The organism is Aeribacillus sp. FSL K6-2833, assembly GCF_037965815.1.
GTDB lineage: Bacteria > Bacillota > Bacilli > Bacillales > Aeribacillaceae > Aeribacillus > Aeribacillus composti.
In genome coordinates this window covers 1244689-1268384 of sequence record NZ_CP150189.1, presented here as the reverse complement: position 1 = coordinate 1268384, position 23696 = coordinate 1244689, and the positions used below count along the sequence as shown (strand labels likewise).

24 protein-coding genes, 1 pseudogene and 1 other annotated feature are annotated in these 23696 nt (G+C 39.2%); of the genes and pseudogenes, 2 read left to right on the top strand and 23 right to left on the bottom strand.

What is annotated here, in order from left to right; all coding sequences use genetic code 11:
• Positions 1-15 precede the first annotated feature (15 nt).
• The gene (locus NSQ94_RS06275; protein ID WP_066247560.1) at positions 16-1317 is read right to left on the bottom strand and encodes a DEAD/DEAH box helicase; all 1302 of its coding nucleotides are present in this window, start codon (positions 1315-1317) and stop codon (positions 16-18) included.
• 267 nt (positions 1318-1584) lie between these two features.
• Here NSQ94_RS06275 and vrrA point away from each other — a divergent pair.
• Together vrrA and NSQ94_RS06265 are read left to right on the top strand one after the other, a co-directional pair.
• Positions 1585-1956, top strand: a pseudogene (gene vrrA / locus NSQ94_RS06270) (VrrA/YqfQ family protein); the annotation flags it as partial.
• Positions 1957-2060: 104 nt separating this feature from the next.
• Positions 2061-3008, top strand: coding sequence for a 4-hydroxy-3-methylbut-2-enyl diphosphate reductase (locus tag NSQ94_RS06265; RefSeq protein WP_066247558.1), 948 nt, complete (start codon positions 2061-2063; stop codon positions 3006-3008).
• 62 nt (positions 3009-3070) lie between these two features.
• Here the strand turns inward: NSQ94_RS06265 and NSQ94_RS06260 are convergent, their stop codons facing one another.
• From NSQ94_RS06260 to floA, 22 genes are all read right to left on the bottom strand, one after another.
• Complete coding sequence (locus NSQ94_RS06260; protein WP_094246227.1) at positions 3071-4192, bottom strand: Nif3-like dinuclear metal center hexameric protein; 1122 nt, start codon at positions 4190-4192, stop codon at positions 3071-3073.
• On the bottom strand, positions 4193-4903 hold the full coding sequence (locus tag NSQ94_RS06255) for a tRNA (adenine(22)-N(1))-methyltransferase TrmK (protein ID WP_066247555.1): 711 nt from the start codon (positions 4901-4903) through the stop codon (positions 4193-4195).
• Positions 4904-4992: 89 nt separating this feature from the next.
• Complete coding sequence (gene cccA / locus NSQ94_RS06250) at positions 4993-5358, bottom strand: cytochrome c550 (RefSeq protein ID WP_063388055.1); 366 nt, start codon at positions 5356-5358, stop codon at positions 4993-4995.
• A 322-nt stretch (positions 5359-5680) separates the two neighbouring features.
• Positions 5681-6808: an RNA polymerase sigma factor RpoD gene (gene rpoD / locus NSQ94_RS06245; protein ID WP_063388054.1), complete on the bottom strand. Its 1128-nt coding sequence runs from the start codon at positions 6806-6808 to the stop codon at positions 5681-5683.
• Positions 6809-6840: 32 nt separating this feature from the next.
• Complete coding sequence (dnaG, locus tag NSQ94_RS06240; RefSeq protein ID WP_094246229.1) at positions 6841-8637, bottom strand: DNA primase; 1797 nt, start codon at positions 8635-8637, stop codon at positions 6841-6843.
• A gap of 24 nt (positions 8638-8661) precedes the next feature.
• On the bottom strand, positions 8662-9150 hold the full coding sequence (locus NSQ94_RS06235) for a YaiI/YqxD family protein (protein ID WP_063388052.1): 489 nt from the start codon (positions 9148-9150) through the stop codon (positions 8662-8664).
• Between the two features lie 260 nt (positions 9151-9410).
• Entirely contained in the window at positions 9411-10220 is an 810-nt protein-coding gene (locus NSQ94_RS06230; protein WP_063388051.1) for a pyruvate, water dikinase regulatory protein, read from the bottom strand.
• Positions 10221-10235: 15 nt separating this feature from the next.
• Positions 10236-10874, bottom strand: a complete 639-nt coding sequence (locus NSQ94_RS06225; protein WP_094246231.1) for a helix-turn-helix transcriptional regulator — start codon at positions 10872-10874, stop codon at positions 10236-10238.
• 125 nt (positions 10875-10999) lie between these two features.
• On the bottom strand, positions 11000-13063 hold the full coding sequence (gene glyS, locus NSQ94_RS06220; RefSeq protein ID WP_144596771.1) for a glycine--tRNA ligase subunit beta: 2064 nt from the start codon (positions 13061-13063) through the stop codon (positions 11000-11002).
• Positions 13056-13946: a glycine--tRNA ligase subunit alpha gene (gene glyQ, locus NSQ94_RS06215; RefSeq protein WP_063388048.1), complete on the bottom strand. Its 891-nt coding sequence runs from the start codon at positions 13944-13946 to the stop codon at positions 13056-13058. The genes glyS and glyQ overlap by 8 nt, the downstream gene beginning before the upstream one ends.
• Before the next feature lie 69 nt (positions 13947-14015).
• Positions 14016-14189 (bottom strand) — a binding site (T-box leader).
• A 115-nt stretch (positions 14190-14304) separates the two neighbouring features.
• A complete protein-coding gene (gene recO / locus NSQ94_RS06210; RefSeq protein WP_066247548.1) occupies positions 14305-15057 on the bottom strand; it encodes a DNA repair protein RecO in 753 nt (250 codons plus the stop codon).
• A 30-nt stretch (positions 15058-15087) separates the two neighbouring features.
• Entirely contained in the window at positions 15088-15228 is a 141-nt protein-coding gene (locus tag NSQ94_RS06205; protein WP_065095532.1) for a YqzL family protein, read from the bottom strand.
• Between the two features lie 112 nt (positions 15229-15340).
• Positions 15341-16246: a GTPase Era gene (era, locus tag NSQ94_RS06200; RefSeq protein WP_339230391.1), complete on the bottom strand. Its 906-nt coding sequence runs from the start codon at positions 16244-16246 to the stop codon at positions 15341-15343.
• Positions 16239-16676 carry a cytidine deaminase gene (locus tag NSQ94_RS06195; protein WP_082829393.1) on the bottom strand — a complete coding sequence of 146 codons (438 nt, stop codon included), beginning with the start codon at positions 16674-16676 and terminating at the stop codon, positions 16239-16241. The genes era and NSQ94_RS06195 overlap by 8 nt, the downstream gene beginning before the upstream one ends.
• Before the next feature lie 59 nt (positions 16677-16735).
• Positions 16736-17095 carry a diacylglycerol kinase family protein gene (locus NSQ94_RS06190; RefSeq protein WP_066247547.1) on the bottom strand — a complete coding sequence of 120 codons (360 nt, stop codon included), beginning with the start codon at positions 17093-17095 and terminating at the stop codon, positions 16736-16738.
• A 2-nt stretch (positions 17096-17097) separates the two neighbouring features.
• Positions 17098-17574 (bottom strand): rRNA maturation RNase YbeY, encoded by a 477-nt coding sequence (gene ybeY / locus NSQ94_RS06185; RefSeq protein WP_066247546.1) that lies wholly within the window; start codon positions 17572-17574, stop codon positions 17098-17100.
• Positions 17571-19703 (bottom strand): HD family phosphohydrolase, encoded by a 2133-nt coding sequence (locus tag NSQ94_RS06180; protein ID WP_063388042.1) that lies wholly within the window; start codon positions 19701-19703, stop codon positions 17571-17573. The genes ybeY and NSQ94_RS06180 overlap by 4 nt, the downstream gene beginning before the upstream one ends.
• Positions 19704-19763: 60 nt before the next feature.
• Positions 19764-20726, bottom strand: coding sequence for a PhoH family protein (locus NSQ94_RS06175; RefSeq protein WP_063388041.1), 963 nt, complete (start codon positions 20724-20726; stop codon positions 19764-19766).
• Positions 20727-20729: 3 nt separating this feature from the next.
• Entirely contained in the window at positions 20730-21923 is a 1194-nt protein-coding gene (yqfD, locus tag NSQ94_RS06170) for a sporulation protein YqfD (RefSeq protein ID WP_066247544.1), read from the bottom strand.
• 10 nt (positions 21924-21933) lie between these two features.
• Positions 21934-22218, bottom strand: a complete 285-nt coding sequence (gene yqfC, locus NSQ94_RS06165; protein WP_063388039.1) for a sporulation protein YqfC — start codon at positions 22216-22218, stop codon at positions 21934-21936.
• A gap of 63 nt (positions 22219-22281) precedes the next feature.
• On the bottom strand, positions 22282-22659 hold the full coding sequence (locus NSQ94_RS06160) for a hypothetical protein (protein ID WP_066247542.1): 378 nt from the start codon (positions 22657-22659) through the stop codon (positions 22282-22284).
• A gap of 28 nt (positions 22660-22687) precedes the next feature.
• Positions 22688-23680 carry a flotillin-like protein FloA gene (gene floA / locus NSQ94_RS06155; RefSeq protein ID WP_066247540.1) on the bottom strand — a complete coding sequence of 331 codons (993 nt, stop codon included), beginning with the start codon at positions 23678-23680 and terminating at the stop codon, positions 22688-22690.
• Positions 23681-23696: the final 16 nt, after the last annotated feature.

Genomic DNA, 23696 nt, shown 5'->3' with positions numbered 1-23696 from the left:
TCTCCTTACAACCTTTTATTTATTTTTTCTTGCTTGCTTTTTCTTTAGCTTTTCAATTTGTTCTTTCATCTTTTTTTTGTATCCTGGTTTTACCGATTTTGGCTTTTTGATGATTCCGATAATCGCGTTTGTTTCCATTGGTTGTTTTTTTCTTTTTTGTCTGCGATTTCGGTCATCGAGCGCTTTCCATATTCCGTTTTCAATATCTCGATTTTCAAAGATTATCCCCATTTTTTCAAGCTTTTGCAGCATTTGTTCATCATCGTCTTCATAGATTGTATAGGCAAATCCTGAAAAGCCAGCCCGAGCCGTTCTTCCGGTTCGGTGAATATAAAAATCTAAATCAGTCGGCAGCTCGGCATTGATTACATGGGAAACACCTTCAATATCAATTCCTCTTGCAGCTAAATCAGTTGCTACTACAACTTGATAGGCAAGATCCTTTATTTGACGCATTTCTTTTTTCCGTTCACGCGGGGTAAGACCGCCGTGGATTTGCCCAACCTTTAATCCCTTTTCGGCAAGACCGTATGCCACATCTTGGGCATTCGCTTTTGTATTCACAAAAATTAACGCTAAATAAGGGTTTAAGGAAACTACCATATTGTATAAAAGATCTATTTTGTTTCGATGCCTCAGCGGAACAAGGACATGCGTGATGTTTTTGGCATGTACTTGTTTTGGAGATACATGAACATACTCAGGATTTTCCATATATTTTTTTAAAAAAGGCTTTAATTTTTCAGGAATGGTGGCAGAAAACACAAGCATTTGCAGTTCTTTTTTCATTCGACTAGCTATTTGGTCGACCTCATAAATAAAGCCTAAATCTAGCATTAAATCGGCTTCATCCACAACTATGCTTTTGGTCGAATATAAATCTAGCGCCCCTTCCTTGACAAGATCAAGAATTCTGCCAGGTGTTCCGATCACAAGATGGGGCTGAGTTTTTAGCTTTTCGATCGCCCGCATTTTATCTGTACCGCCAATAAAAAGTTTTGCATGTAATTCTTTTTCCGGCGGGGCAAATTTTATGATTTTTAACGCTTCCTCGTAAATTTGGGTCGCGAGCTCTCTCGTCGGTGCTAAAACAACAACTTGGACACGCTTTTCCTCTCCACAAATACTGTTGATTAACGGTAGCAAATAAGCATGTGTTTTGCCTGTACCTGTTTGTGATTGGCCGATGGCACTTGCTCCTCTTAATATGATTGGGATCATTTGTGCTTGAATTTCAGTCGGTTCTTTAAAACCTAACGACTGAACGGCATCTATAATAAAATTTTGAAATGGAAAATCTTTAAAGTCAGCTGCCATTGCAAAACAACTCCTTCATAATCAATCAACCCATTTTTTGATTATAAACAATATAATGGAAAAACTCCAATTTTAATAAAACATTTTCCTAAAAAGCCGCATAGTTTAATGTAGGTAAAACAGGAAAAGAAAGGGGAAAAGTTTATGCATCCTTATCGAGCTTTTCCTCCCTTCCGGCAGCAGCCATTGATCCGCCCTTTTTTTGGCGGAGGCTACCATCCTTTTTGGGGGCAGCCACCTGTTCAGCAATGGCCGGTTCCGCCTAGGGGAGGATTACAATCGCTTTTTTCGCGTTTTCTTCCATCGAGCACAATGCATGCAGGAAGTATACCGTCAAGCGGTGCTGTTCAAAGTTTAACAAACCCTGCCAATCTTTCAAACATGTTGACGAATGTCCAAAAAGTTCTCGGTGTCGCTCAGCAAGTCACACCGATGGTTCAGCAATACGGTCCTCTGATCCGTAATCTCCCGGCAATGTTCAAAATTTATAGAGAATTAAAAAATGCTGATACAGACAGTAGCGAAGAAGATGATATAAAAGAAAATTCGTCTTCTAAAAGATTGAAGGAACAGACAGCCGATGACAGCCCTTCAGATGAAAATACGTCGGGCGAATCAAAACCTAAGCTTTATATTTAATTGTGTTTTGTTTTCTTCCTCCATGTTAGGTATAATGATGTTAGATAGTCAAGCCGCTTGACGGCTTTTTTATTTTCCTTTACTAAATATCAGGAGGAAAAAACATGGAGGTTATTAAAATTTCCCCTCGAGGATACTGCTATGGTGTTGTTGATGCAATGGTGATAGCCAAAAATGCAGCAATGGATAAATCACTGCCTAGACCGATCTATATTTTAGGAATGATCGTTCATAATAAACATGTAACAGATGCCTTTGAAAAAGAAGGGATTATTACGTTAGACGGAAAAAATCGACTTGAGATTTTGAAAAGAGTCGATAAAGGAACCGTTATTTTCACTGCTCACGGCGTTTCGCCAGAAGTGCGCAAAATAGCGAAGGAAAAAGGGCTTGTCACGATCGATGCTACATGCCCTGACGTCACAAAAACTCATGAACTTATTAAACAAAAAAAAGAAGAAGGGTATGACGTCATTTATATTGGAAAAAAAGGGCATCCGGAACCGGAAGGAGCAGTAGGTGTAGCGCCGGATATCGTTCATTTAGTCGAGACTGTCAACGATGTTGAAGAGCTCGATATTTCCAACGACAAAATCATTGTTACGAACCAAACAACAATGAGCCAATGGGACGTAGCTGATATAATGGAAAAAGTGAAGGAAAAATATCCGCATGTCGAGTTTCATAAAGAAATTTGCCTCGCAACACAAGTTCGCCAGGAAGCTGTGGCCGAACAGGCAAAAGAAGCTGATTTAACCATTGTCGTCGGCGATCCGCGCAGCAACAATTCAAACCGGCTTGCGCAAGTATCTGAAGAGATTGCGGGCACGAAAGCTTATCGTGTGGCGAATGTAAGTGAAATCAAACTGGAATGGCTTAAAGACGTTAAAAAAGTTGCCGTTACAGCCGGTGCATCAACCCCAACGCCGATTGTCAAAGAGGTCATTCGATTTTTGGAGAATTATGATCCAGAAAATCCAGAAACATGGGATTTAACTTCAAATGTCCCTCTTGAAAAAATATTGCCAAAGGTAAAAGTCAAAAAATCATAGACAAAACCTTTTTAATGCTTAAAGGGGATCGGTCCGCTAAAAAGGACTGATCCCCCATTTAATTATAGAAACTTGAACGGATCTGTATGGACGCGGGAAGGAATAATTTCTACTTCCAGATTTTCTTCAGCACACAGCTTTGTTAGTTTTTCCGCCACTCCCTCTTTCATCACCTTTTCAATGTTGTGACCTGGATCAACTACATGTAAGCCGAGCATCATAGCATCGTGAGCTGTGTGGTAATATACATCACCAGTTACATAAACATCTGCGCCTCTCATTTTTGCCTGATAAATGTATTTATTTCCGTCTCCGCCTAAAACGGCTACTTTTTTTATAGTTGCCTGTAAATCCCCGACTACTCTTACTTTTTCCACTTCAAAAGCTTTCTTAACATGCTCTGCAAATTCCTTCAATGTCATTTCTTTTTCAAGCTCTCCAATTTTCCCTAATCCAAGCTGTTTCCCTTCGTTTTCTAATGGATAGATGTCATAAGCAACTTCTTCATAAGGATGCGCCTTCAACATCGCTTGAATGACTTTCTTTTGGATTGACTGCGGGAAGATCGTTTCAATTTTGACTTCTTCAACCATTTCAAGCTTTCCAGTATCTCCGATAAAGGGATTTGCATTTTCCAAAGGTAAAAATGTTCCTGTTCCTGCCGAGGAAAAAGTGCAATAACTGTAGTTGCCGATAAATCCAGCACCCGCTTTGCCAAGCGCCTCCCGAACGTCCTTCTCATAGTCTTTTGGTACAAATACAGCAAGCTTTTTTAATGGGTCTTGATAAGTTGGGACAAGTATTTTTTGATTCACTAATTGTAGGCGGTCGGCCAAAAGATCATTCACTCCGCCTGGAGCCACATCCAAATTTGTATGGGCCGCATAAACGGCAATTTCATGCTTGATGCATTTTTCTATAATACGCCCTGCCGGATCATCTGTTCTAATATGCTTTAAAGGATGAAAAATGGGAGGATGATGAGCGATAATTAAATCAACCTTTTGATTGATTGCTTCATCAACGACTTCCTCCAAAACATCCAGAGCGACCATAATTTTTCGGACAGGCTTGTTTAATGTGCCGATTTGCAGCCCGATCTTGTCTCCTTCCAATGCATAATGCTTTGGAGAAAACCGTTCAAATAATTGAATAATATGTTGGCCGTTAGCGATTTTCTTCATTTATTTTATGACCTCCTCAATGATCTCGATCACCTTTTTTATTTCTTCTTTTTTTTGCATAAGCTGTTCATTTCCGTTGGATTGCTCTAGCTGCCGTAGAATGTCCTTCCGATGAGAAAGCTCGTGTTTCCATTTTTTTAAAAAAACGTTGTTCTTTTCTTTTAACAAAAATGGACCCATTAACAAAGCTGCTTCAAATGGCAAAGCTTCGTACGGTTTCATTGCATTTCCACGCTTAGCGGACAGCACCTCATATATTTTTCCGCTCTCTTCTAGAATTGTTTCTCCTTCGAGCTCCCAACCATTGTCAATCAGCCATTTTCGAACTTCAATTGCATGAATATTCGGCTGAAGTACAAGCCGTTCAACCTTCCCGAGCTTCTCTTTTCCTTCCTCCAAAATCGTTTTAATAAGCGAGCCGCCCATGCCAGCGATCGTGATGCATGTTGCCTCATCCTTTTGTAATACGGACAATCCGTCCCCTTTCCGAACGGAAATTACATGCTGGAGCCCGTTTTTTTCCACTTGCTTTTTTGCCGCTTGATAAGGGCCTTCATTGATTTCACCGGCAATCGCTTTCACTGTTTTTTTGGCAAGCACTAAATAACATGGCAAATATGCATGATCTGATCCAATATCTGCTGTCACCTGATTATTCGGAACAAATTCTGCCACAGCCGACAGTCTTTTTGAAAGTTGGACACTGTTCAATTTATTTCACCCTTTATTCCAATTTGGTAAACATGAAAATACGAAAAAAGTCCCCCAAAAGGAAGACTTTTCAACCAATATGTTTTTTATTATTTAATTTTAGAAACCCATTCGGCCATTTCATCAAGCTTTTCTTCAGGTACTAGCCCGCCAGGCATCGCACCGCGGCCGTTTTTAATTGTTTCTTTAATTTCATCAACAGACAATTTGTCGCCAACACCTTTTAATGAAGGACCTGCTCCGCCTTCAAAGTTTTGACCGTGGCAGCTTGCACAGCTTTGCTTGAATATATCCTCCGGCTTTGCATTAGCGACGTCTTCCGTTTTTTGTCCGCCCCCCTCTTTTTCTTCAGCCATCTCTTTCATATTATCCAGTCCGATGAAAGAAAATGCAACCATTAGTCCAATTCCAAACACAATGATTAATGCAAATGGAATAAGCGGATTACGATTCATTTTGTAACCTCCCTTATGTATAACCGTACATTTGCTTTTTTCGCTCAACATGGACGAGCTGAAACTAACCTAAACAATCTCTATTGTACTTTAATTTTCTTTGAAGGAAAAGTCTTTCTATATAAGTTCCTTGTGATGTTCACGAATTAGACAAAAAAACAATTTAAAAAGATCTTATGTTTTTTCAACAAATGTCATTTGCAAAATGAAAGAAGATTCAGTAAAATATAGTACAAATAGTTATTGTTGTTAGCGTTTACATATATTGAAGGGAAGGCAGACGAATAAGTCTGCCCAAGGAAAGAAAAAGACATTTTTATTTTTATTCCAAAAAGTCTTTCAGCCGCTTGCTTCGGCTTGGATGGCGCAATTTTCGCAGAGCCTTCGCTTCAATTTGCCGAATGCGTTCTCGAGTGACACCGAAAACTTTTCCTACTTCTTCCAGAGTCCGAGTTCTTCCATCGTCCAGTCCAAAACGAAGGCGCAGAACGTTTTCCTCCCTGTCTGTAAGGGTATCGAGAACATCTTCAAGCTGCTCCTTTAATAATTCATATGCAGCATGCTCTGATGGAGAAGTAGCCTCTTGGTCTTCAATAAAATCACCTAAGTGCGAATCGTCTTCTTCGCCAATCGGTGTTTCTAATGATACAGGTTCTTGGGCAATTTTTAAGATTTCTCTAACTTTTTCTGGAGTCAAATCCATATCTTCAGCGATCTCTTCTGGTGTCGGTTCACGACCCAAATCTTGAAGCAATTGGCGTTGGACTCGAATTAACTTATTGATTGTCTCAACCATATGGACAGGGATGCGGATCGTTCTCGCCTGATCTGCAATTGCCCGTGTAATTGCCTGGCGAATCCACCATGTTGCATATGTGCTGAATTTGTATCCTTTTCGATAATCAAATTTTTCAACAGCTTTCATCAGCCCCATGTTGCCTTCCTGTATGAGATCGAGGAAGAGCATTCCGCGGCCGACGTAGCGTTTTGCAATGCTGACGACTAGGCGCAGGTTGGCTTCTGCAAGCCTTCTTTTCGCTTCTTCGTCCCCTTGTTCAATACGCTTGGCAAGTTCGATTTCTTCATCAGCCGATAAGAGATCAACCCGGCCGATTTCTTTTAAATACATTCGAACCGGATCATTTATTTTCACACCCGGCGGTACACTGAGATCATTTAGATCAAATTCTTCTTCATCTTCTTTGTCTAAATCCGGCAAATTGGAATCAACATCTTCGTTTTCGCTAATTAATTCGATTCCTTGCTCATTAACGTATTCATAAAACTCATCCATTTGATCTGAATCAATATCGAAATTTGCCATTTTCTCAGCAATCTCTTCATATGTTAATACTCCGCGTTTCTTTCCTAATTGAATAAGCTGATTTTTCACTTCCTCAACAGTTCCATCAGCTTCTAAATCTTTTGAATGGGCTTGTTTTTCAGCCATTGGATCCCCTCCTTCCAGAGTTATACAAGCTTTCACATTAATCCTTTTTTCAGCTGAATTACTTCCATTGCAATTTCGGCAGCTTTTACATAATCTTTTCGTTTTTCAGCCTCTTTCTTCTCAGCTTCCTTTTCCTTTAGGATGAGCATTTTTTGATGGTTCAAGATATGTTTTACATAGTCTTGAAGCTCTTGCTCAGTCAATTGTTCGCCAATTGTCATCATGGCAATTTCCGATACAATTCGGCTTAATGAAGGATCTTTGAGCTTCGTCAAAAAGTGGCTTATGTCTGGATCGTTCCCTTCCTCATAATAAGCGTATAAATAGGATGAAATAGCCCGATGCTCCTCCACGTTAAAATTTCCACCAATCGCATGAAGAACCTTTTCTGCCACTTCCCTGCTTTTCAACATATGAGCAATTAGAAGGCGTTCTGCCTTTTGATAAGCAGGCATCAGTGCATTCCGTTGTAATGCATCAGTCTTGAGACTCGTTTTTTCTGGTCTTCTTCTTTTCCGCTTATTTATATTCCGAAGCTCTGCCATTAACGTTTCTTTTGATACGGAAAATTCTTCAGAAAGCTGCGTGATATACAGCTCTTGTTCGATCCCGCTCGGAAGGCCGCTTAATTCGTTAAGCACTTCTTGAATGTATCTCGCTCGGTCCCCTTCATCCTGGAGATTTTTCCCCTTTCGAAAATATTCCATCTTAAATGCCATTAATGAGAGACTTGCCCCTATTACATCGTTTTTGAATTTTTCCTTTCCGTATGTCCGAATGTAGTCATCAGGGTCTAACCCTTCAGGCATTTTAGCAATCCTTACATTACATCCTGCTTCAACAAGCAATTTAGAAGCTCTGAAGGCAGCTTCAATTCCAGCGGAATCGGAATCGTAGCAAATGACAACTGTTCCTCCGCTTCTGGCTAAGAGCTTGACCTGTTCTTCCGTCAGCGCTGTTCCCATTGTTGCTACACTATGCTCGATTCCTGCGTGAACGGACGATATAACATCCGCAAACCCTTCAAACAACACCGCTTCCTGTTTTCGTCTAATGAAAGGTCTTGCTTGGTGGAAATTATAAAGAATCCGTCCTTTGTTAAATATTTTTGTCTCAGGGCTGTTTAAATATTTTGGCTGTTTGTTTCCTAGCGACCTTCCGGAAAAAGCGACTGTACGGCCTTGTGCATCTTTAACCGGAAACATGATCCGATTGCGAAACCGATCAAAAAAAGAACCGTTAGATTCGCTTCGGATAATTAACCCTGTTTTTTCCAACAACGGAAGTTCAAAACCTTTTTTCAGCAAATACTTTAAAGAAAAGTCCCAAGAATCTAAAGCGTAGCCAATCTCAAATTGATCGATCAATTCTTTCGTAAAACCCCGATGAAGCAAATAATTTAACGCGTTTTGCCCTTCTTTTGTATTTAGTAATAAATGATGATACATTTTTTTCAGCAGTTCATGCACTTTAATCATTTTCTCTGCTTCGCTGTTGTTTGGGTATGTCGATTCTTGAGAAAGTGCCGAGCCCCCTGGAATGTCCAAACCAGCTTTTTTTGCTGTCATTTGTACAGCTTCTGTAAAGCTGCATCCTTCAATTTGCATGAGAAAGGTAAAAACATTTCCGCCAGAACCGCAGCCAAAGCAGTGGAAAATTTGTTTTTCAGGTGAAACAGAAAATGAAGGTGTATTTTCGCCGTGAAAAGGACATAGTCCAAAAAAGTTTCGACCCTGCTTCTTTAATTGAACATATTCACTCACAACATCTACTATATCAACAGCATGTTGCACTTTTTCTATAAATTCCTCGGGAAGCATTTTCCCCATATGAACAACTCCGTGCCTTAAAATTTATTCAATATGAATTTTAAAATTTCCTGCATAATTCGACAATATTTTTTCAAGTGCTGTGATAAAATGATGACGATCTTTATCTTGGAATTTTTTTGGCCCTTTGATATAATTGCCGTTTCTTCTTTCCCTTGCCGAAATATACCGGAGATGGAGAACAGAGTCGATTGTATCTTCTGTAAACAGCATTCCTCTTGGAGAGAGAACATGTGTGCATTTCTTAAGCAGCATACCGGCTAGTCCGATATCTTGTGTAATGATGATGTCATGTTTTTTTGAGTTGTTAAAAATGTATAAGTCGACAGATTCCTTTTCTTGATCGACAAATACCCAGCTATTCCCGTCATCCTTTTTACCTACATGAGCATATGATGCAATGAAACAAACCGGGACTTTATATTTTTTTGCGACTGATGCAATTTCTTCTTTGACGGGGCATGCATCAGCATCGACAAAAATAGTGATATTTTTCCCATCATATTTCTCTATTCTTCATCACCTCAAAGAATCCTGCCAGCAATTTAAACTTTTTACAAAAAGTGATTTGTCGAATTTTCTTTCTCCAATCCCCTTGACATCTTCCTGTAAATAGTTTATTCGTATTTTTTTTAGTCTAAACCTAAAAAGCATAATTTTATCACAATTTTTTATTATAATACAATACACTGCATTATTCCATCATTTTATCTTTCACCATGAAAAAAACCTACTATATTCTTAAGATCGGAATAAGCAGGTTTTATCACATGTTATTTTTTTAAGAATAAATTTTGGATATGATTGGCTGTTTCTTCAACTGCTTTGTTCGATACATCTATAACTGGACAGCCGATTTTTTGAACAATTTTTTCAAAATAAGCTAATTCTTCTTTAATTCTGTCTATATTGGCATATATAGCCTGATCATTAAGCCCGAGCTGCTTTAATCTTTCCTTTCGGATATAATTCAGCTTTTCCGGACTGATTTTTAGACCGACGCATTTCTCTTTGGAAACTTTAAAAAGTTCTTCAGGGGGTTCTACTTCTGGAACAATAGGAACATTAGCTACTTTTAATCGTTTTAGCGCCAAATATTGCGATAAAGGCGTTTTGGAAGTGCGCGATACACCGATCAAAACAATATCGGCTTTCAAAATTCCTCTCGGATCGCGGCCGTCATCATATTTAACAGCAAACTCAATTGCTTCTACTTTTTTGAAATAGTCTTCATCAAGCTTCCGAACTCTTCCGGGCTCATACTTCGCTTTTATTCCATATGACGTTTCCATTTTATCAATTAAAGGACCAATGATATCGTGGTAGATCACACCTTCTTTTTCCGCTTCTTGAATAAGAAGATTCCTAAGTTCGGGGACAACGATTGTGAAGCAAATGATCGCATTATCCATTTTCGCCAATGCGACAACTTCTTTGATTGTATTTGCATCCTCCACATAAGGCACCCTTTTCACATTCGTTTCATATTGAGAGCCGTTAAATTGACTGATAGCTGCTTTTACAACGAGATCTGCCGTTTCCCCGACTGAGTCTGAAACAATATAGATCGTACGATTATTCATTCGGATCCCCCATTCTTACATAATATCGTCATCAACTAATCTTACCAATATTTTTGTAATGTTTGTTTTCGTAATTCTTCCTATCACTTCAAAACCGCCGTCCACTTCTTTTACAACGGGCAGTGCATCGATTTGCTTTTCAATTAAAATCCTTGCTACATCAATAATAAGATCTTCCTTTTTGCATACGGTTATATTTGGCATTCTAGTCATAATAATATTGACGGGGATTTGGGTTAATTCCTGTTTGCCGATGCTTGCCCGGAGGAGATCTTTTCTCGACAGCACTCCCACTAGCAACGATTGATTATCTACCACAAATAATGTCCCGACATCTTCCAAAAACATTGTACAAATTGCATCATAAACAGAAACATTATCGTTGACAACGACTGGGATCGACTGAAAATCTTTTACTTGGAGCTTTTTTAATTTCTCTGCAAGCAAATTGGCGCCTGATTTCCCTGTATAAAAATAGCCGACTCGCGGCCTTGCGTCAAGGTATCCAGCCATTGTTAAAATTGCTAAATCAGGTCTTAGCGTAGCTCTTGTCAAGTTTAAACGATCTGCAATATGCTCACCTGTAATTGGCCCATGCTCCTTAACGATTTGCAATATTTGTTCTTGCCGTTTATTAAGCTCTATTGTCCTCACCACCTTGAAAAAGAGGCTGCATTATAAAAATATTATATATGATTTCAATATTTTGAAAAGGTTTTCTATTGCTCATTACGGCGAAAGGAAAGACGATTATCCTCGGGATAATCGTCCATTTGCATTTATTTTACGATAATTTCATTCACTTTGGCAAAAGATGTGATTATCTTTGTTAATTGTACCATTTGGGACAGCCTGTTTTGTTTAACCGATTCATCCTCTGCCATTACCATAATATTATCAAAATAACGATCAATCACCGGCTTTAAAGCTTTCATTTCCAAAAATGCTTCTTTAAAATTACCCTCTTTTTGCAATTTTACAAAATTTTCTTCAAGCCGTAAATACGCTTGATACAATGTTTTTTCTTCTTCCTTCTCGAACAGCTCTTCTTTAATATTGCCCTCTTGGCCCTTAGACGAGATGTTGACAACACGAGACAGCGATTCAATTACTTCTTTAAAGTCACCCTTTTGGCTTTCTTCTGACAGAACGGCAGCCCGCTCAAAATATGCATTAACTTCATGGTAATTGGATTGTAATACCGATTCAATTATATCATGGCGGACATTTTCTTCATGAAGCGCAAATTTGACTCTCATTTGGAAGAACGACAGCAATTCTTTTCTCAAATTGTCTTTATTTTCTAAACCATATACATTTATAGCAAGGTCGAACAATTCCTCCAATTCAAGCCGCCATTGTTTGGCTCGAAGAATTTGAACAATGCCGCTTGCTTGTCTTCTTAATGCATACGGATCTTGTGAGCCAGTTGGAATCAAACCGATCGAAAAAAATCCTGCAATTGTATCCAGCTTGTCCGCAAGCCCTACAATGGCTCCGCTCAACGTTTCAGGCGTCTTGTCGGAAGCATGCCGCGGCATATAATGCTCATTTATTCCTTTTGCAACCTCTTCCTGTTCACCCTTTAAAAGAGCGTATTTTTCTCCCATAATTCCTTGAAGCTCAGGAAATTCATAAACCATTTGCGTAACAATGTCAAATTTGCAAATGGAAGCAGTCCGTTTAATATAAGCTTTCTCCTCATTGGAGCATTCAAGCTTTTCGCTAAGCTTTTCTGATAATTTTACAATTCGGCGAACCTTGTCACCGATGGAGCCCAGTTCTTCATGAAAAACAATTTTTTCAAGCTTCTCCAGTGCGGTATCGATGGCAAGCTTTTTGTCTTCTTCGTAGAAGAAATTTGCATCGGAAAGTCTTGCCCGAAGGACCTTTTCATTCCCCTTGGCAATCGTTTCAATGTTTTGATCATTCCCGTTTTTTACGGTAACAAAAAACGGAAGCAGCTTTCCATCTTTATTTTTGACAGGAAAATATCGCTGATGCTCCTTCATCGTCGTCACTAACACTTCTTCAGGCAATGTTAAAAACTGGTCTTCGAATGAACCGTACAGGGCGGTCGGATATTCCACCAAGTTTGTAACTTCCTCGAGCAAATCTTCATCAACAGGGATGATCCAGTTTTCCTTTCTTTCCAGTTCCTCCAGCTGTTGAATGATCATTTGTTTTCGTTTTTCATAATCGGCGACAACAAACTGGTTCAACAAAGTATTTTCATAATCGCGTGGAGTGGAAATTTCCGCTTTCGTCCCTAAAAAGCGATGGCCATACGTAACATTTCCTGTCGGAACATCGGTAATGGAAAACGGAATGATGTCTTGTCCAAATAAGACAACTAACCATTGTATCGGACGGATATAGCGAAGATTCCAATTTCCCCAACGCATATTTTTCGGAAAATGGATGGTTTGAATAATCTCTTCTAACCCTGGGAGCAGTTCTTTCGTTTCTTTCCCTTTTTGAAATGTTTGAACAAAAGCGTACTCAACACCGTTTACTTCTTTAAAGGATATGTCGTTTGTGGAAGCTCCTTGGCTCCGTGCAAAGCCTAACGCTGCTTTTGTCCAATTTCCATTCTCATCAACCGCAATCTTTTTTGCCGGTCCTTTTGCTTCGCCAAGCAAATCTTCCTGTTTTTCATTTACATCCTCTACAAGGACGGCAAGACGTCTAGGAGTTGAATATTTTTTTATTTTGGCGTAAGAAATGCGATGTTCATCCAGCCAAGCTCCTACTTTGTCAGCCAGCTGATCAATCGAAGACAGGATGACGCCGGCAGGCATTTCTTCAAGCCCGATTTCGATAAGTAAATCCCGTTTATTCATGATTTTCGGCCCCCTTGTTTTTCAGCATTGGAAAACCGAGTTTTTCCCGTTCTTCATAAAACGTTTTGGCAACTTTTCTTGCCAGCTTTCTCACTCTGCCAATATATCCGGTTCGTTCTGTAACAGAAATAGCTCCTTTTGCGTCAAGCAAATTAAATGTGTGCGAGCATTTTAAAACGTAGTCGTACGCTGGATGAACGAGACCTAATTCCATCTGTCTGTGCGCTTCTTTTTCATACGTATTAAACAGTTCAAATAGCATGTTTGTATCGGATGTTTCGAACGTATACTTGGAATGCTCATATTCAGGCTGATAAAAAATGTCCCGATATGTAAATCCGTTTGTCCATTCAAGGTCAAATACATTTTCTTTTTCTTGAATATAAGACGCCAAACGCTCAATTCCATAAGTTATTTCAACAGAAATCGGTTTGCATTCCAGTCCTCCGACCTGCTGAAAATACGTGAATTGAGTAATTTCCATTCCGTCAAGCCAAACTTCCCAGCCAAGCCCTGCGCAGCCGAGAGAAGGATTTTCCCAGTTATCTTCCACAAAGCGGATGTCATGTTCAAGCGGATCAATTCCAAGAGCCTTTAATGAATCTAAATAAATTTCTTGTATGTTTTTCGGAGACGGCTTCATAATGACTTGGAATTGATGGTGTTGATAAAGGCGGTTCGGATTTTCCCCATACCTTCCGTCAGCAGGTCTTCTTGACGGCTCCACGTAAGCAACATTCCACGGTTCTGGCCCGATGGAGCGAAGAAATGTGTATGGGCTCATGGTTCCGGCACCTTTTTCTACATCATATGCCTGCATCAAAATACATCCATGATCGGCCCAATGCTTTTGCAGCGTCAAAATCATTTCTTGAATGTTCATTCATCATGCACCTCCACAATTAAGTTATGTTCGAACAAAATAAAAACCGTCCCTAATGCAACAAAGTTGCATAGGGACGGGATGACCCGCGGTTCCACCCTATTTGCTGAAAAACGTTTCAGCCTCTCGTAAACCGTTATTGCTCTGGAACGCCGTTCCCTGCATCCTCATACCTTAGCTCGCACCATCCTAAGGTCGCTTTCTATGAAGATTGCAGGTACTCTTTTCCTTCATCGCATTTTATTATTCAATTTGACACGTATCATTTCCGCTCATTACATGACATTAAATCGCTTTTTCTAACAGCATGAGGGGGATAAATCCTTCATTTGAAAGGTTTCACATCCATGTATATGGTTTACAACATTTCTTTTAAACTGTCAAGCTGATTTAAAAATTTTTTCGATTTCAGCGATAAACCTGCATATTCCTGATAATATTGATCAAGAACAAATCTCAGTTCTTTTTTTGTCTCAGCGGAGACGGATATTTGACCAATGCGGTTTAAGTCAATAGAATAAAACAGCCGCAACAGCTTCACTGTCTTCTGAGAAATATTGAGCCTGTAAGGATCTTTTTCAAAACAGCGGCTGCAAATCAATCCGTTTTCTTTTAATGAAAAATGAAACGGTCCGTTTGTTTCGCCGCTTACTGCACATTTGTTTAATTCGGGATATAAACCGAGAACGTTGAGCATCTTTATTTCAAATATATTGGTCAAAATTTCCGCATCCTTTTCTTCATTCAGCAGATGAAGTGTTTGAAATAAGAGCTCAAACAAAAAAGGGTTTCTGTCTTTTTCATCTGTTCCTTTATCAAGGAGCTCTACAATATATGAAGCATATGCAGTCAAAAAAATATTTTCCTTAATCTCTCTAAAAGCGGAAATGATTTCTCCTTGGCTTAAATTGCCCAATCCAGAAGATTGATGATACAAAAAATTTCCATACGTAAAAAGTTGGGTAACAGCTGCGAGGCGGCTGTTCGGTTTATTTGCGCCCCGTGCCATTACACCAACTTTCCCAAACTCCCTTGTATATATTGTAACAACTTTATTGGTCTCACCATATTCCGTTGTACGAATGACAATTCCTTCCGTCTTTACAAGCATTTCTCCACCATCCTATTGGATACAGCACTACTAAACAGGGAGATCAACCTCAGTCCGCTCTTCTTCCTTCATTTGACAATCTTTCGTGCGCTCCTTTTCAAGCTCTTTAAAAAGGAGATATGTGTCAATATTACCTGTAAACGTGAATACTTTCCAGGTAAAATCTAACATATTGTCCCCACCTTTCTGTCGTTGTTCCTAAGCTATATCCAATTCATTGTTATCATAGCCTTTTTGACTCATTTTCATGTTTTGAAAATATTTCTAACTTCCTTCAAGTCAATTAATATTCGTCTTCCCTAAATCCAAAATCTCGCAATTGCGACAGGCGATTTCTCCAATCTTTTTGCACTTTGACCCACAGCTCTAAAAAGACTTTTGATCCGAGCAAGTTTTCAATGTCAACCCTTGCCCTTTTCCCAATTTCTTTCAACATTCTTCCTTGCTTCCCAATGATAATACCTTTTTGAGAGTTGCGTTCCACAACAATTGTTGCAGCTATATATACTGCATGGTTTTCTCTTTTTTCAATAGAATCAACAACAACTGCGACAGAATGCGGGATCTCTTCTCTTGTCAAATGCAATACTTTTTCGCGAACTAGTTCAGAAATGATAAAACGTTCCGGGTGATCTGTCACCTGATCACTAGGATAATATTGCGGACCTTCCGGCAAATACGCTTCAATTTGCCCTAGCAACGTTTCAATGTTGTTTCCTTGCAGGGCAGAAATTGGAACAATTTCCTGAAACTCGAACTTTTCCCTGTATTGGTCAATAAGCGGCAATAAATCATCAGGATGAACCCGATCGATTTTATTGACAACTAAAAATACAGGAGTATCGGTTTCCTTCAATCGTTCCATGATATATTCATCACCGCGGCCTAATCCTTCTTCAGCATTAATCATAAACAGAATTAGATCCACTTCTTTGAGCGTATTTTGAGCGACTTTCATCATAAAATCGCCCAATTTATGCTTTGGTTTATGAATACCGGGAGTGTCGATAAAAATAATTTGTGAGTTTTCCGTCGTATAAACCCCTTGTATTTTGTTTCTCGTTGTTTGAGGTTTAACGCTCATAATCGCAATTTTTTGACCGATTACACGGTTAATAAAAGTCGATTTGCCGACATTCGGACGGCCGATGATTGATACAAATCCTGATTTAAATTTTGTCTTATTCATGTAAATCCTCCGATGTAAATGCTTCTGGTAATAGTTGTTCAACTGTTAGCTCGTTATAGTCTCCGTTAAGATTCGCCAAAATCACCTTCATATTTTTAGGACAGAGCTCTGCTATGACTTGCCTGCAAGCGCCGCATGGCGATACAGGGCGCTTTGTATCCGCAACTATGGCAATAGCTGCGAATTCATTTTCACCTTCTGAAACCGCTTTATATATAGCAGTGCGCTCGGCACAATTGCACATGGAATAAGCTGCGTTTTCAATATTGCATCCTTTGTATACTTTTCCATCCTTTGTCAGAAGTGCTGCACCTACTTTAAATCGAGAGTAAGGTGCATAAGCAAATTCTCTTGCTCTTTTTGCTTCTTCAATCAGTTGATGGGAGTCCATAGCTTCCTTCCTTTCGTTTACGTTGCAGCTTATACTCATTATTTTACATCATTTTTCATTTAATTTCACGTTTATTTTTTCAGAAAATTCTACATTTTTCACGAAAAAACTTCAATTATTTTGGGGGCAAAAATGATGAATCCGATGACAACCGAAACGGCTGCATAAACCAATACTGCTCCTGCAGCTGCATCTTTTGCAGTTTTAAGCAGAGGATGAAATTCTTTCGACACAGCATCAGCGATTCGTTCAATGGCAGTATTGACCAGCTCTAAAGCTAACATTCCGCCAATTAATAGGAGAATGACAATCCATTCAATTAAGCTAATGTTGAAAAATAATCCGGCTGCGATCACGATGATCGCAGCTGTCACATGAATTCTAAAGTTCCGCTCGGATTGGAAGGCTGCAGCTATTCCTTGTACGGCAAAACAAAAGCTTTTCAACAAAGTCTTCATGTTTATCCTGTTCTTTTCAATCCAAATTTCTCTAAAATTTCCTTTTGCCTTGAAAACATTTTTTCTTCTTCTTCTTTTGTCATATGATCATAACCTAATAAATGCAAAAAGCCGTGAACAGATAAAAATCCGAGCTCTCTCATAAATGAGTGGCCGTATTCTTCTGCTTGCTCTTTCGCTTTTTCTATTGAGATAATGATATCCCCTAAATGAGGGGGGAGATCAGCACCTTGGATCTCCACTTCATCTTCTCCTGTTTCTTCAAGCGCAAATGAAATCACATCAGTCGGCTGATCTTTTCCCCGGTAATCCCGATTGATCTCTTGAATGTCTTTATTAGTAACAAAGGTTACAGATACTTCCGAATCTTTGGGAACACGTTCTTCTAAAGCAGCAAATTGCAGCAAATTTTCGATCGTTTCTATTTCCTCAGAAGAGAGTGTTTCCGTCTGGTCGAAAATGTCAATGGATAATGTCATGTTTTCTTCACCTTCTTTTCATGAAATTCCGGATATTCAATTCTTGAATGAAAAATCCCCTTCAATGTTTCACACAATATTTTTGCCACCGTTTCAAGCTCTTTAAACGTTATATCACATTCATCGAATTGCCCGTCTTGAAGTTTATCTTTTATGATGGAACGAACAAGCTTTTCAATTTTTTCGGGCATCGGATTTTTCATTGAACGAACAGCTGCTTCTACACTGTCAGCGATACAAATAACGGCAATCTCCCGCGTTTGCGGCTTCGGACCCGGATATCTAAACTCACTTTCCAAAATAGGCTGATCACTATTTTCTTGGGCTTTATGGTAGAAAAATTTTAAAAGCGATGTTCCATGATGCTGCAGAGCAATATCGATAAATTCTTTCGGCATTTTATGCTTCCTTAACATTTCTGCTCCCTCTTCAGCATGAGCAATAATAATGTTTTTGCTTAGCTGAGGGGACAATTTATCATGCGGATTTTCCATGTTCATTTGGTTTTCAATAAAATAGCGCGGCCGTTTCGTCTTGCCGATATCGTGATAGTAGCTTCCAACCCTTGCCAACAATCCATTCGCACCGATCGCTTCGCAAGCAGCCTCGGCTAGATTGGCCACCATTACACTGTGATGATAAGTACCAGGCGCCTCCGTTAATATTTTCCTTAATAAAGGATGATTCGGATTCGACAGTTCAATCAGCTTCATCGTCGATAAAATGCCAAAACCTGATTCAAAAAAAGGCATTAAACCGATTGTCAAGACGGAAGAGATAACACCTGATACAATCGCCATAAGAAAATAAGAACCGATCTCTAGATTCGAATAAATTCCATTTTGAATGAATAAAATAGCGGTGATCACAACAATATTAACAGCCGAAACGAAAAGACCAGCTTGTAAAATTTTCGAACGGACGTTATGTTCCCCTAGAAACAGAATGGCTGCGATGCACCCGCATAAGTAGTAAAGACCAATTGTAAAATTAAATGTGCCAGTGACTCCATCATTAAAAATCAAGCTTCCGCAAAAAGCATATATAATGCTTGTCACGAACGCAAGGCGGTCATTAATCAAAAGCTTTGTCAACATGACTCCCATCAGCACCGGGACAATAAAGCCGATATGAGAATAGTCCATTTTTTGAAATAAGCTGATAATCTTCATGACCGTTAACGTTATCGCTAGGATGATGGTAAAGAGAAGCAATGACTGGTTTTTACTCGTAAAGAACGAGTTCTTTTCTTTTTCAAAAAAATATGCAAGATAGATCATCACTAATAAGACTAAAATGAAAAGACCAATGATCGGCTGAAATGTGTACTTATTATCTAAAAGGCCCAACAATTCCAGCTTTCTATATACTTCCCTGTCAATTAATTGGCCCTCTTCGACTATAATTTGACCTTGCTTAATTTGAACCTCCTGCACTTTTTCTTTTGCTTCTTCCCGCTTTTCATCTGTTGATTTTGGGTCAAATACATAATTGGAAATAATTGCGCTGCGTCCAATCTCTTCAGCTGCTGAGCGTATCTTATCCGGCAAATTCACGTTTTGAAGCCGTTCTTTCACTTTGTTTCTCGCTTCTTCTAATTTTTCAGCCGGAATCGGCTCGCTCATCGTTTCATTGACAGCCGTAACAACCGCATCTTTCGCCAGCGTAAGCTGTCCTTCATTTGCACTTAACAACGATGTATATACGCTTTCAGGATATTTATCATACATATCTCCTAAACTGCTTTTAAGCCTGTCAAGCTTCTCTTTGCTGCTCATTTCGGCATTAGAAGAAGCCTCCATGATGGCATCAAATAAAGATTCGACCAAATCCACACTGTTGTCCGCATATTCTTTTTTTAGCACATATTGATCTTCCACGCTTTCAGCAGCTTCTTCTCTTCTCTTTTCCGTCATTTCCTTATCGACAACGGTAACAGGTGCGTAAATCGTTTGGTCGGATACTGAAAATAATTTGGCATCAAACGTGTCCGGTTCTACATTGCTGTATAAAACGGTAAACAAAATTACTCCAATAACGGGATATAAGAAAAGATGAAGGGATTGCATTTTTTTCAAAAAATGGAATATCGGCTGTTTCCTGTCTTTGCGATCCATTTTTCTTTTCATTTGTCACAGCACCTCCGATCAATTCTATGCAAAAAATGACCCGGTCATGATGAGCGGGTCTTACTGATCATCTTTTTCATAAGCCTCAATAATTTTTGAAACGAGCGGGTGCCGCACGACATCAGTTTCCTTTAAATATACGAATGAAATGCCCCGAATGCCTGATAATTTTTCATTCGCTTCAAGCAGTCCTGATTTTACTCCTTTTGGCAAATCCACTTGTGTCAGGTCGCCTGTAATGACCATTTTGGATCCAAAGCCTAAACGGGTTAGAAACATTTTCATTTGCTGAGTTGTTGTATTTTGCGCTTCATCTAAAATAACGAACGCATCCTCAAGTGTTCTTCCGCGCATATACGCCAATGGAGCAATTTCAATAACTCCTCTTTCTAACAAGCGCTCCGTATGGTCCACGCCTAAAATATCGTGTAGAGCATCATATAAAGGTCTTAAATAAGGATCTACCTTTTCTTTTAAATCGCCGGGCAAAAAACCTAAATTTTCACCAGCTTCAACGGCCGGCCGCGTTAATATGATTTTATTTACAAGCCCATTTTTCAAGCAATGGACGGCCATGACAACAGCGAGAAACGTTTTTCCTGTTCCTGCTGGACCGATTCCAAATACTAAATCATGCGTTTTAATTGCTTGAAAATACTTTCGTTGACCTAGCGTTTTTACACGAATGGTTTTTCCTTTTGCATTTTTCGCAACTTCTTCATCGTATAGGGATTCAAATTCATCGATCTTCCCACTTTTCGCCATTTTTGTTGCATAAAGCACGTCTTGTTCGTTAATCGAAATTCCTTTTCGAATAACCGAAAGAAGGGATTTCAAGATGTCTTCAACCAGTTCAGCTTTTTCTTTATCTCCTGAAACATATACCGCTTCACCGCGCGAAATGATCGATACGTTTAACTCTTCTTCAATTCTTTTTAAATGAACATCATGAATCCCAAATAAATTAATGGCTTCATTCGGATTTTCTAAACTCTGGCTGATTGTGACTAAATCTTCTGTCATTCTCTAATCTCCCTGAACCCGTTTTATTTTTACAATGTTTTCAATAACTTGGAAGTGTATTTTCAATCTTACTTTACCATTCTCGACGTCTTCGTGCAAAACTTTTTCGCCAACAATTTTGACATCTTTTCCAAGTTTTCGAAACAAGTCATTTTTCCCGGCAGCAATCGCTTGCCGTTTCGCTTCATCCACAGAATATTTTCTGTGAAAGGTTTCCGTCTCCCGAATCGTTTCTTTCTTATAGTTAACTGGAAGATCCCATTTTAAAAATTTTAATGGACGCTCGTCTCGCTCCACCGCATATTGCGGATATTCCGATTCATCATTGCGAAACATCCCCCAAATAGGAATGGAAAAAGAACGAAAGGAGAGAAAATGCTTCGTGACTGACTTTCCTGAAAATAACTGGAAAGTTGTTTGAAGCGGCACCTCCACTGTTGAAATATACCAAGTTTCGCCTAATACTTCTCCGTCTGCTGCCACTTTTCGTATTTTATCACCTTCTCCAACTACACCGGAAACTAATATTTGTCCTTTTTTCACAAAATCATGAACGTCTACTAAAGGTTGTCCTTTTTCAACATACATTTTTGCTATAACAGCTTCCTTCGCGGCCACTAAATGCCTCGGCCCCTCCACTTTGCTTTTTTGCTCTTTTTTCTTTTCGGCTACTTCTAGAGAATATGTCGTTCCTTTTAATTTGACACCGATCCATGTTATATCATCTATTTGGCTCATCAAACGATTTTGAACCGTTTGATTGCTCGATGTCAAAAACTGAAACGTCCCTCTTTTAATTCCTATTTTGTCCAATTCTTTTTGTATTAAATGCTCTGTTTTCGGACTAGCCCCTTTTATTTCAATATGCCAAATCATGTTGGATAAAAGAAATGTAATGGCAATGAACAGAACAATTCCAATAACAAAACCAAAATTTCTCCATGATTTTTTTAATAAAAATGGAAATCCTATCCTTTGGTGAAAGGTGCACTTACATTCATGTTTACGAACTACTTTTCGTAAAGCCTGTACATCTTTAAGGCGTATAAAAAAAGAAATTGCACCGTTTTCCAGCCGCTTTACATTTATTGTGACAATGCCAAGCCGCGTGCAATCGTTCAACATTCTTTCTGAGCCGGTTCCTTCCGCTATTACCTGAACGAAGCCTGTAAAATATAACAACCAATTGTTCCGCATCCCGATCCCCCTACTGATCAATATATAATACTTGTTCAATTTTCCCTTCTACAAGGAGCTCTTCTGGCAATATCGCTTTCATCACAAAATCGCTTCCTTTAATGAGCATCTGGCCTTGCTGCAGCAAAACTCGAATCTCTTTATCTGTAAAGGAAAGCAGTCCTTTATGATTTTCTATATATATATGCAATGTACCGATCATCGTAACACGGGGAAGATCCATCATGACGTCAGCTGGTATTTGCAATCCTTCTGTCAATATGCTTTTTATTCGCTGATGCCATTTTTTGCCCATAAAAGAACCCCCTTCATCCTCATATTTATGAGAGACAAAAGGGGATTAACACCATTAATTCATTTATTTTATGAAATTCGACCGATGGGGCTTTTTGGATCGGGGTTCATCTAAAATGACGCTCCAAATGACTCCTTTTGCAGCTGAATGCATGTGTAAAGCTGATGGTTTCTGTTTTTTATTTTTATTATGAAAAGATTTCATATTCGATTTGTCTTTTTCAGCTTTTTTTATTTGGCTGGATAGGCCTGTGTGTACATTTTGAATTTGATTCCATTCATTTGGAGGGCTTGTCGAAACATTTTTAACCCTTTGTTTTATTTGTTTTGCAGCTTGTTTCCTTTTTTTCTGCTGCTCTTGATCTTTTTTATTTCTGCCAAACAAAGAAGAAATAATCCCGATTAAAATAACAATGAACAGCGGATTTTCAAATATTTCCATATGACACCTCCTTTGATGAACAGAAAGATCATTCTTCTTCATCACCAGCAGAGTTTTTTGTCATTTTTCCGATAGAATCACGCATATTTGTATCAGCGGTAATGTTTTTGATGTTCATATAATCCATAACTCCAATATTTCCTGATTTTAAAGCTTCCGCCATTGCCAGCGGAACTTGCGCTTCCGCCTCAACAACTTTTGCCCGCATTTCTTCAACTTTAGCGCGCATTTCCTGCTCTCTTGCCACCGCCATCGCCCTGCGTTCCTCCGCTTTAGCTTGCGCGATGTTTTTGTCTGCTTCCGCTTGATCTGTCTGCAGGATTGCACCGATGTTTTTGCCGATGTCAACGTCCGCGATGTCGATGGATAAAATTTCAAAGGCTGTTCCTGAATCGAGTCCTTTGTTTAAAACTGTTTGCGAAATCATATCAGGGTTTTCCAGCACTTTTTTATGATCATCAGAAGAACCAATGGTGCTGACAATTCCTTCACCTACACGTGCGATAATCGTTTCTTCCCCGGCACCGCCAACAAGCCGGTCGATATTGGCTCGCACCGTGATGCGGGCTTTTGCTTTCACTTCAATTCCGTCCATGGCAACCCCTGCAATAAACGGGGTTTCGATTACTTTCGGATTTACGCTCATTTGAACGGCTTCAAGCACGTCTCTTCCCGCTAAATCAATCGCAGCACAACGTTCAAAGCTCAATTCAATATTAGCTCTTTCAGCTGCAATTAATGCGTTGACAACTCGATCGACATTTCCTCCTGCTAAATAATGGCTTTCCAATTGATTTGTTGTGACATCAAGGCCGGCTTTATGCGCTTTAATTAACGGATTGATCACTCGACTTGGAATGACTCTGCGCAGCCTCATTCCAATAAGAGTCAAAATACTGATGCGAACGCCAGCTGCCAGAGCGGAAATCCAAAGCATAATCGGCACAAAAGAGAACAAAATGCCAAGCAAAATAAGACCTAATACGATAAGACCTAGTAAAAGAAAAAATGATACATCCATGTGACATACCTACCTC

Excerpts from the sequence above, each read along its gene's own strand:
- NSQ94_RS06275 (WP_066247560.1), bottom strand. The coding sequence starts at position 1,317 with ATGGCAGCTGACTTTAAAGATTTTCCATTTCAAAATTTTATTATAGAT.
- NSQ94_RS06265 (WP_066247558.1), top strand. The coding sequence starts at position 2,061 with ATGGAGGTTATTAAAATTTCCCCTCGAGGATACTGCTATGGTGTTGTT.
- NSQ94_RS06260 (WP_094246227.1), bottom strand. The coding sequence starts at position 4,192 with ATGAAGAAAATCGCTAACGGCCAACATATTATTCAATTATTTGAACGG.
- cccA (WP_063388055.1), bottom strand. The coding sequence starts at position 5,358 with ATGAATCGTAATCCGCTTATTCCATTTGCATTAATCATTGTGTTTGGA.
- rpoD (WP_063388054.1), bottom strand. The coding sequence starts at position 6,808 with ATGGCTGAAAAACAAGCCCATTCAAAAGATTTAGAAGCTGATGGAACT.
- dnaG (WP_094246229.1), bottom strand. The coding sequence starts at position 8,637 with ATGGGGAAAATGCTTCCCGAGGAATTTATAGAAAAAGTGCAACATGCT.
- NSQ94_RS06230 (WP_063388051.1), bottom strand. The coding sequence starts at position 10,220 with ATGAATAATCGTACGATCTATATTGTTTCAGACTCAGTCGGGGAAACG.
- glyS (WP_144596771.1), bottom strand. The coding sequence starts at position 13,063 with ATGAATAAACGGGATTTACTTATCGAAATCGGGCTTGAAGAAATGCCT.
- glyQ (WP_063388048.1), bottom strand. The coding sequence starts at position 13,946 with ATGAACATTCAAGAAATGATTTTGACGCTGCAAAAGCATTGGGCCGAT.
- recO (WP_066247548.1), bottom strand. The coding sequence starts at position 15,057 with ATGCTTGTAAAGACGGAAGGAATTGTCATTCGTACAACGGAATATGGT.
- NSQ94_RS06205 (WP_065095532.1), bottom strand. The coding sequence starts at position 15,228 with ATGTTAGATTTTACCTGGAAAGTATTCACGTTTACAGGTAATATTGAC.
- era (WP_339230391.1), bottom strand. The coding sequence starts at position 16,246 with ATGAATAAGACAAAATTTAAATCAGGATTTGTATCAATCATCGGCCGT.
- NSQ94_RS06195 (WP_082829393.1), bottom strand. The coding sequence starts at position 16,676 with ATGAGTATAAGCTGCAACGTAAACGAAAGGAAGGAAGCTATGGACTCC.
- NSQ94_RS06190 (WP_066247547.1), bottom strand. The coding sequence starts at position 17,095 with ATGAAGACTTTGTTGAAAAGCTTTTGTTTTGCCGTACAAGGAATAGCT.
- ybeY (WP_066247546.1), bottom strand. The coding sequence starts at position 17,574 with ATGACATTATCCATTGACATTTTCGACCAGACGGAAACACTCTCTTCT.
- NSQ94_RS06180 (WP_063388042.1), bottom strand. The coding sequence starts at position 19,703 with ATGAAAAGAAAAATGGATCGCAAAGACAGGAAACAGCCGATATTCCAT.
- NSQ94_RS06175 (WP_063388041.1), bottom strand. The coding sequence starts at position 20,726 with ATGACAGAAGATTTAGTCACAATCAGCCAGAGTTTAGAAAATCCGAAT.
- yqfD (WP_066247544.1), bottom strand. The coding sequence starts at position 21,923 with ATGCGGAACAATTGGTTGTTATATTTTACAGGCTTCGTTCAGGTAATA.
- yqfC (WP_063388039.1), bottom strand. The coding sequence starts at position 22,218 with ATGGGCAAAAAATGGCATCAGCGAATAAAAAGCATATTGACAGAAGGA.
- NSQ94_RS06160 (WP_066247542.1), bottom strand. The coding sequence starts at position 22,659 with ATGGAAATATTTGAAAATCCGCTGTTCATTGTTATTTTAATCGGGATT.
- floA (WP_066247540.1), bottom strand. The coding sequence starts at position 23,680 with ATGGATGTATCATTTTTTCTTTTACTAGGTCTTATCGTATTAGGTCTT.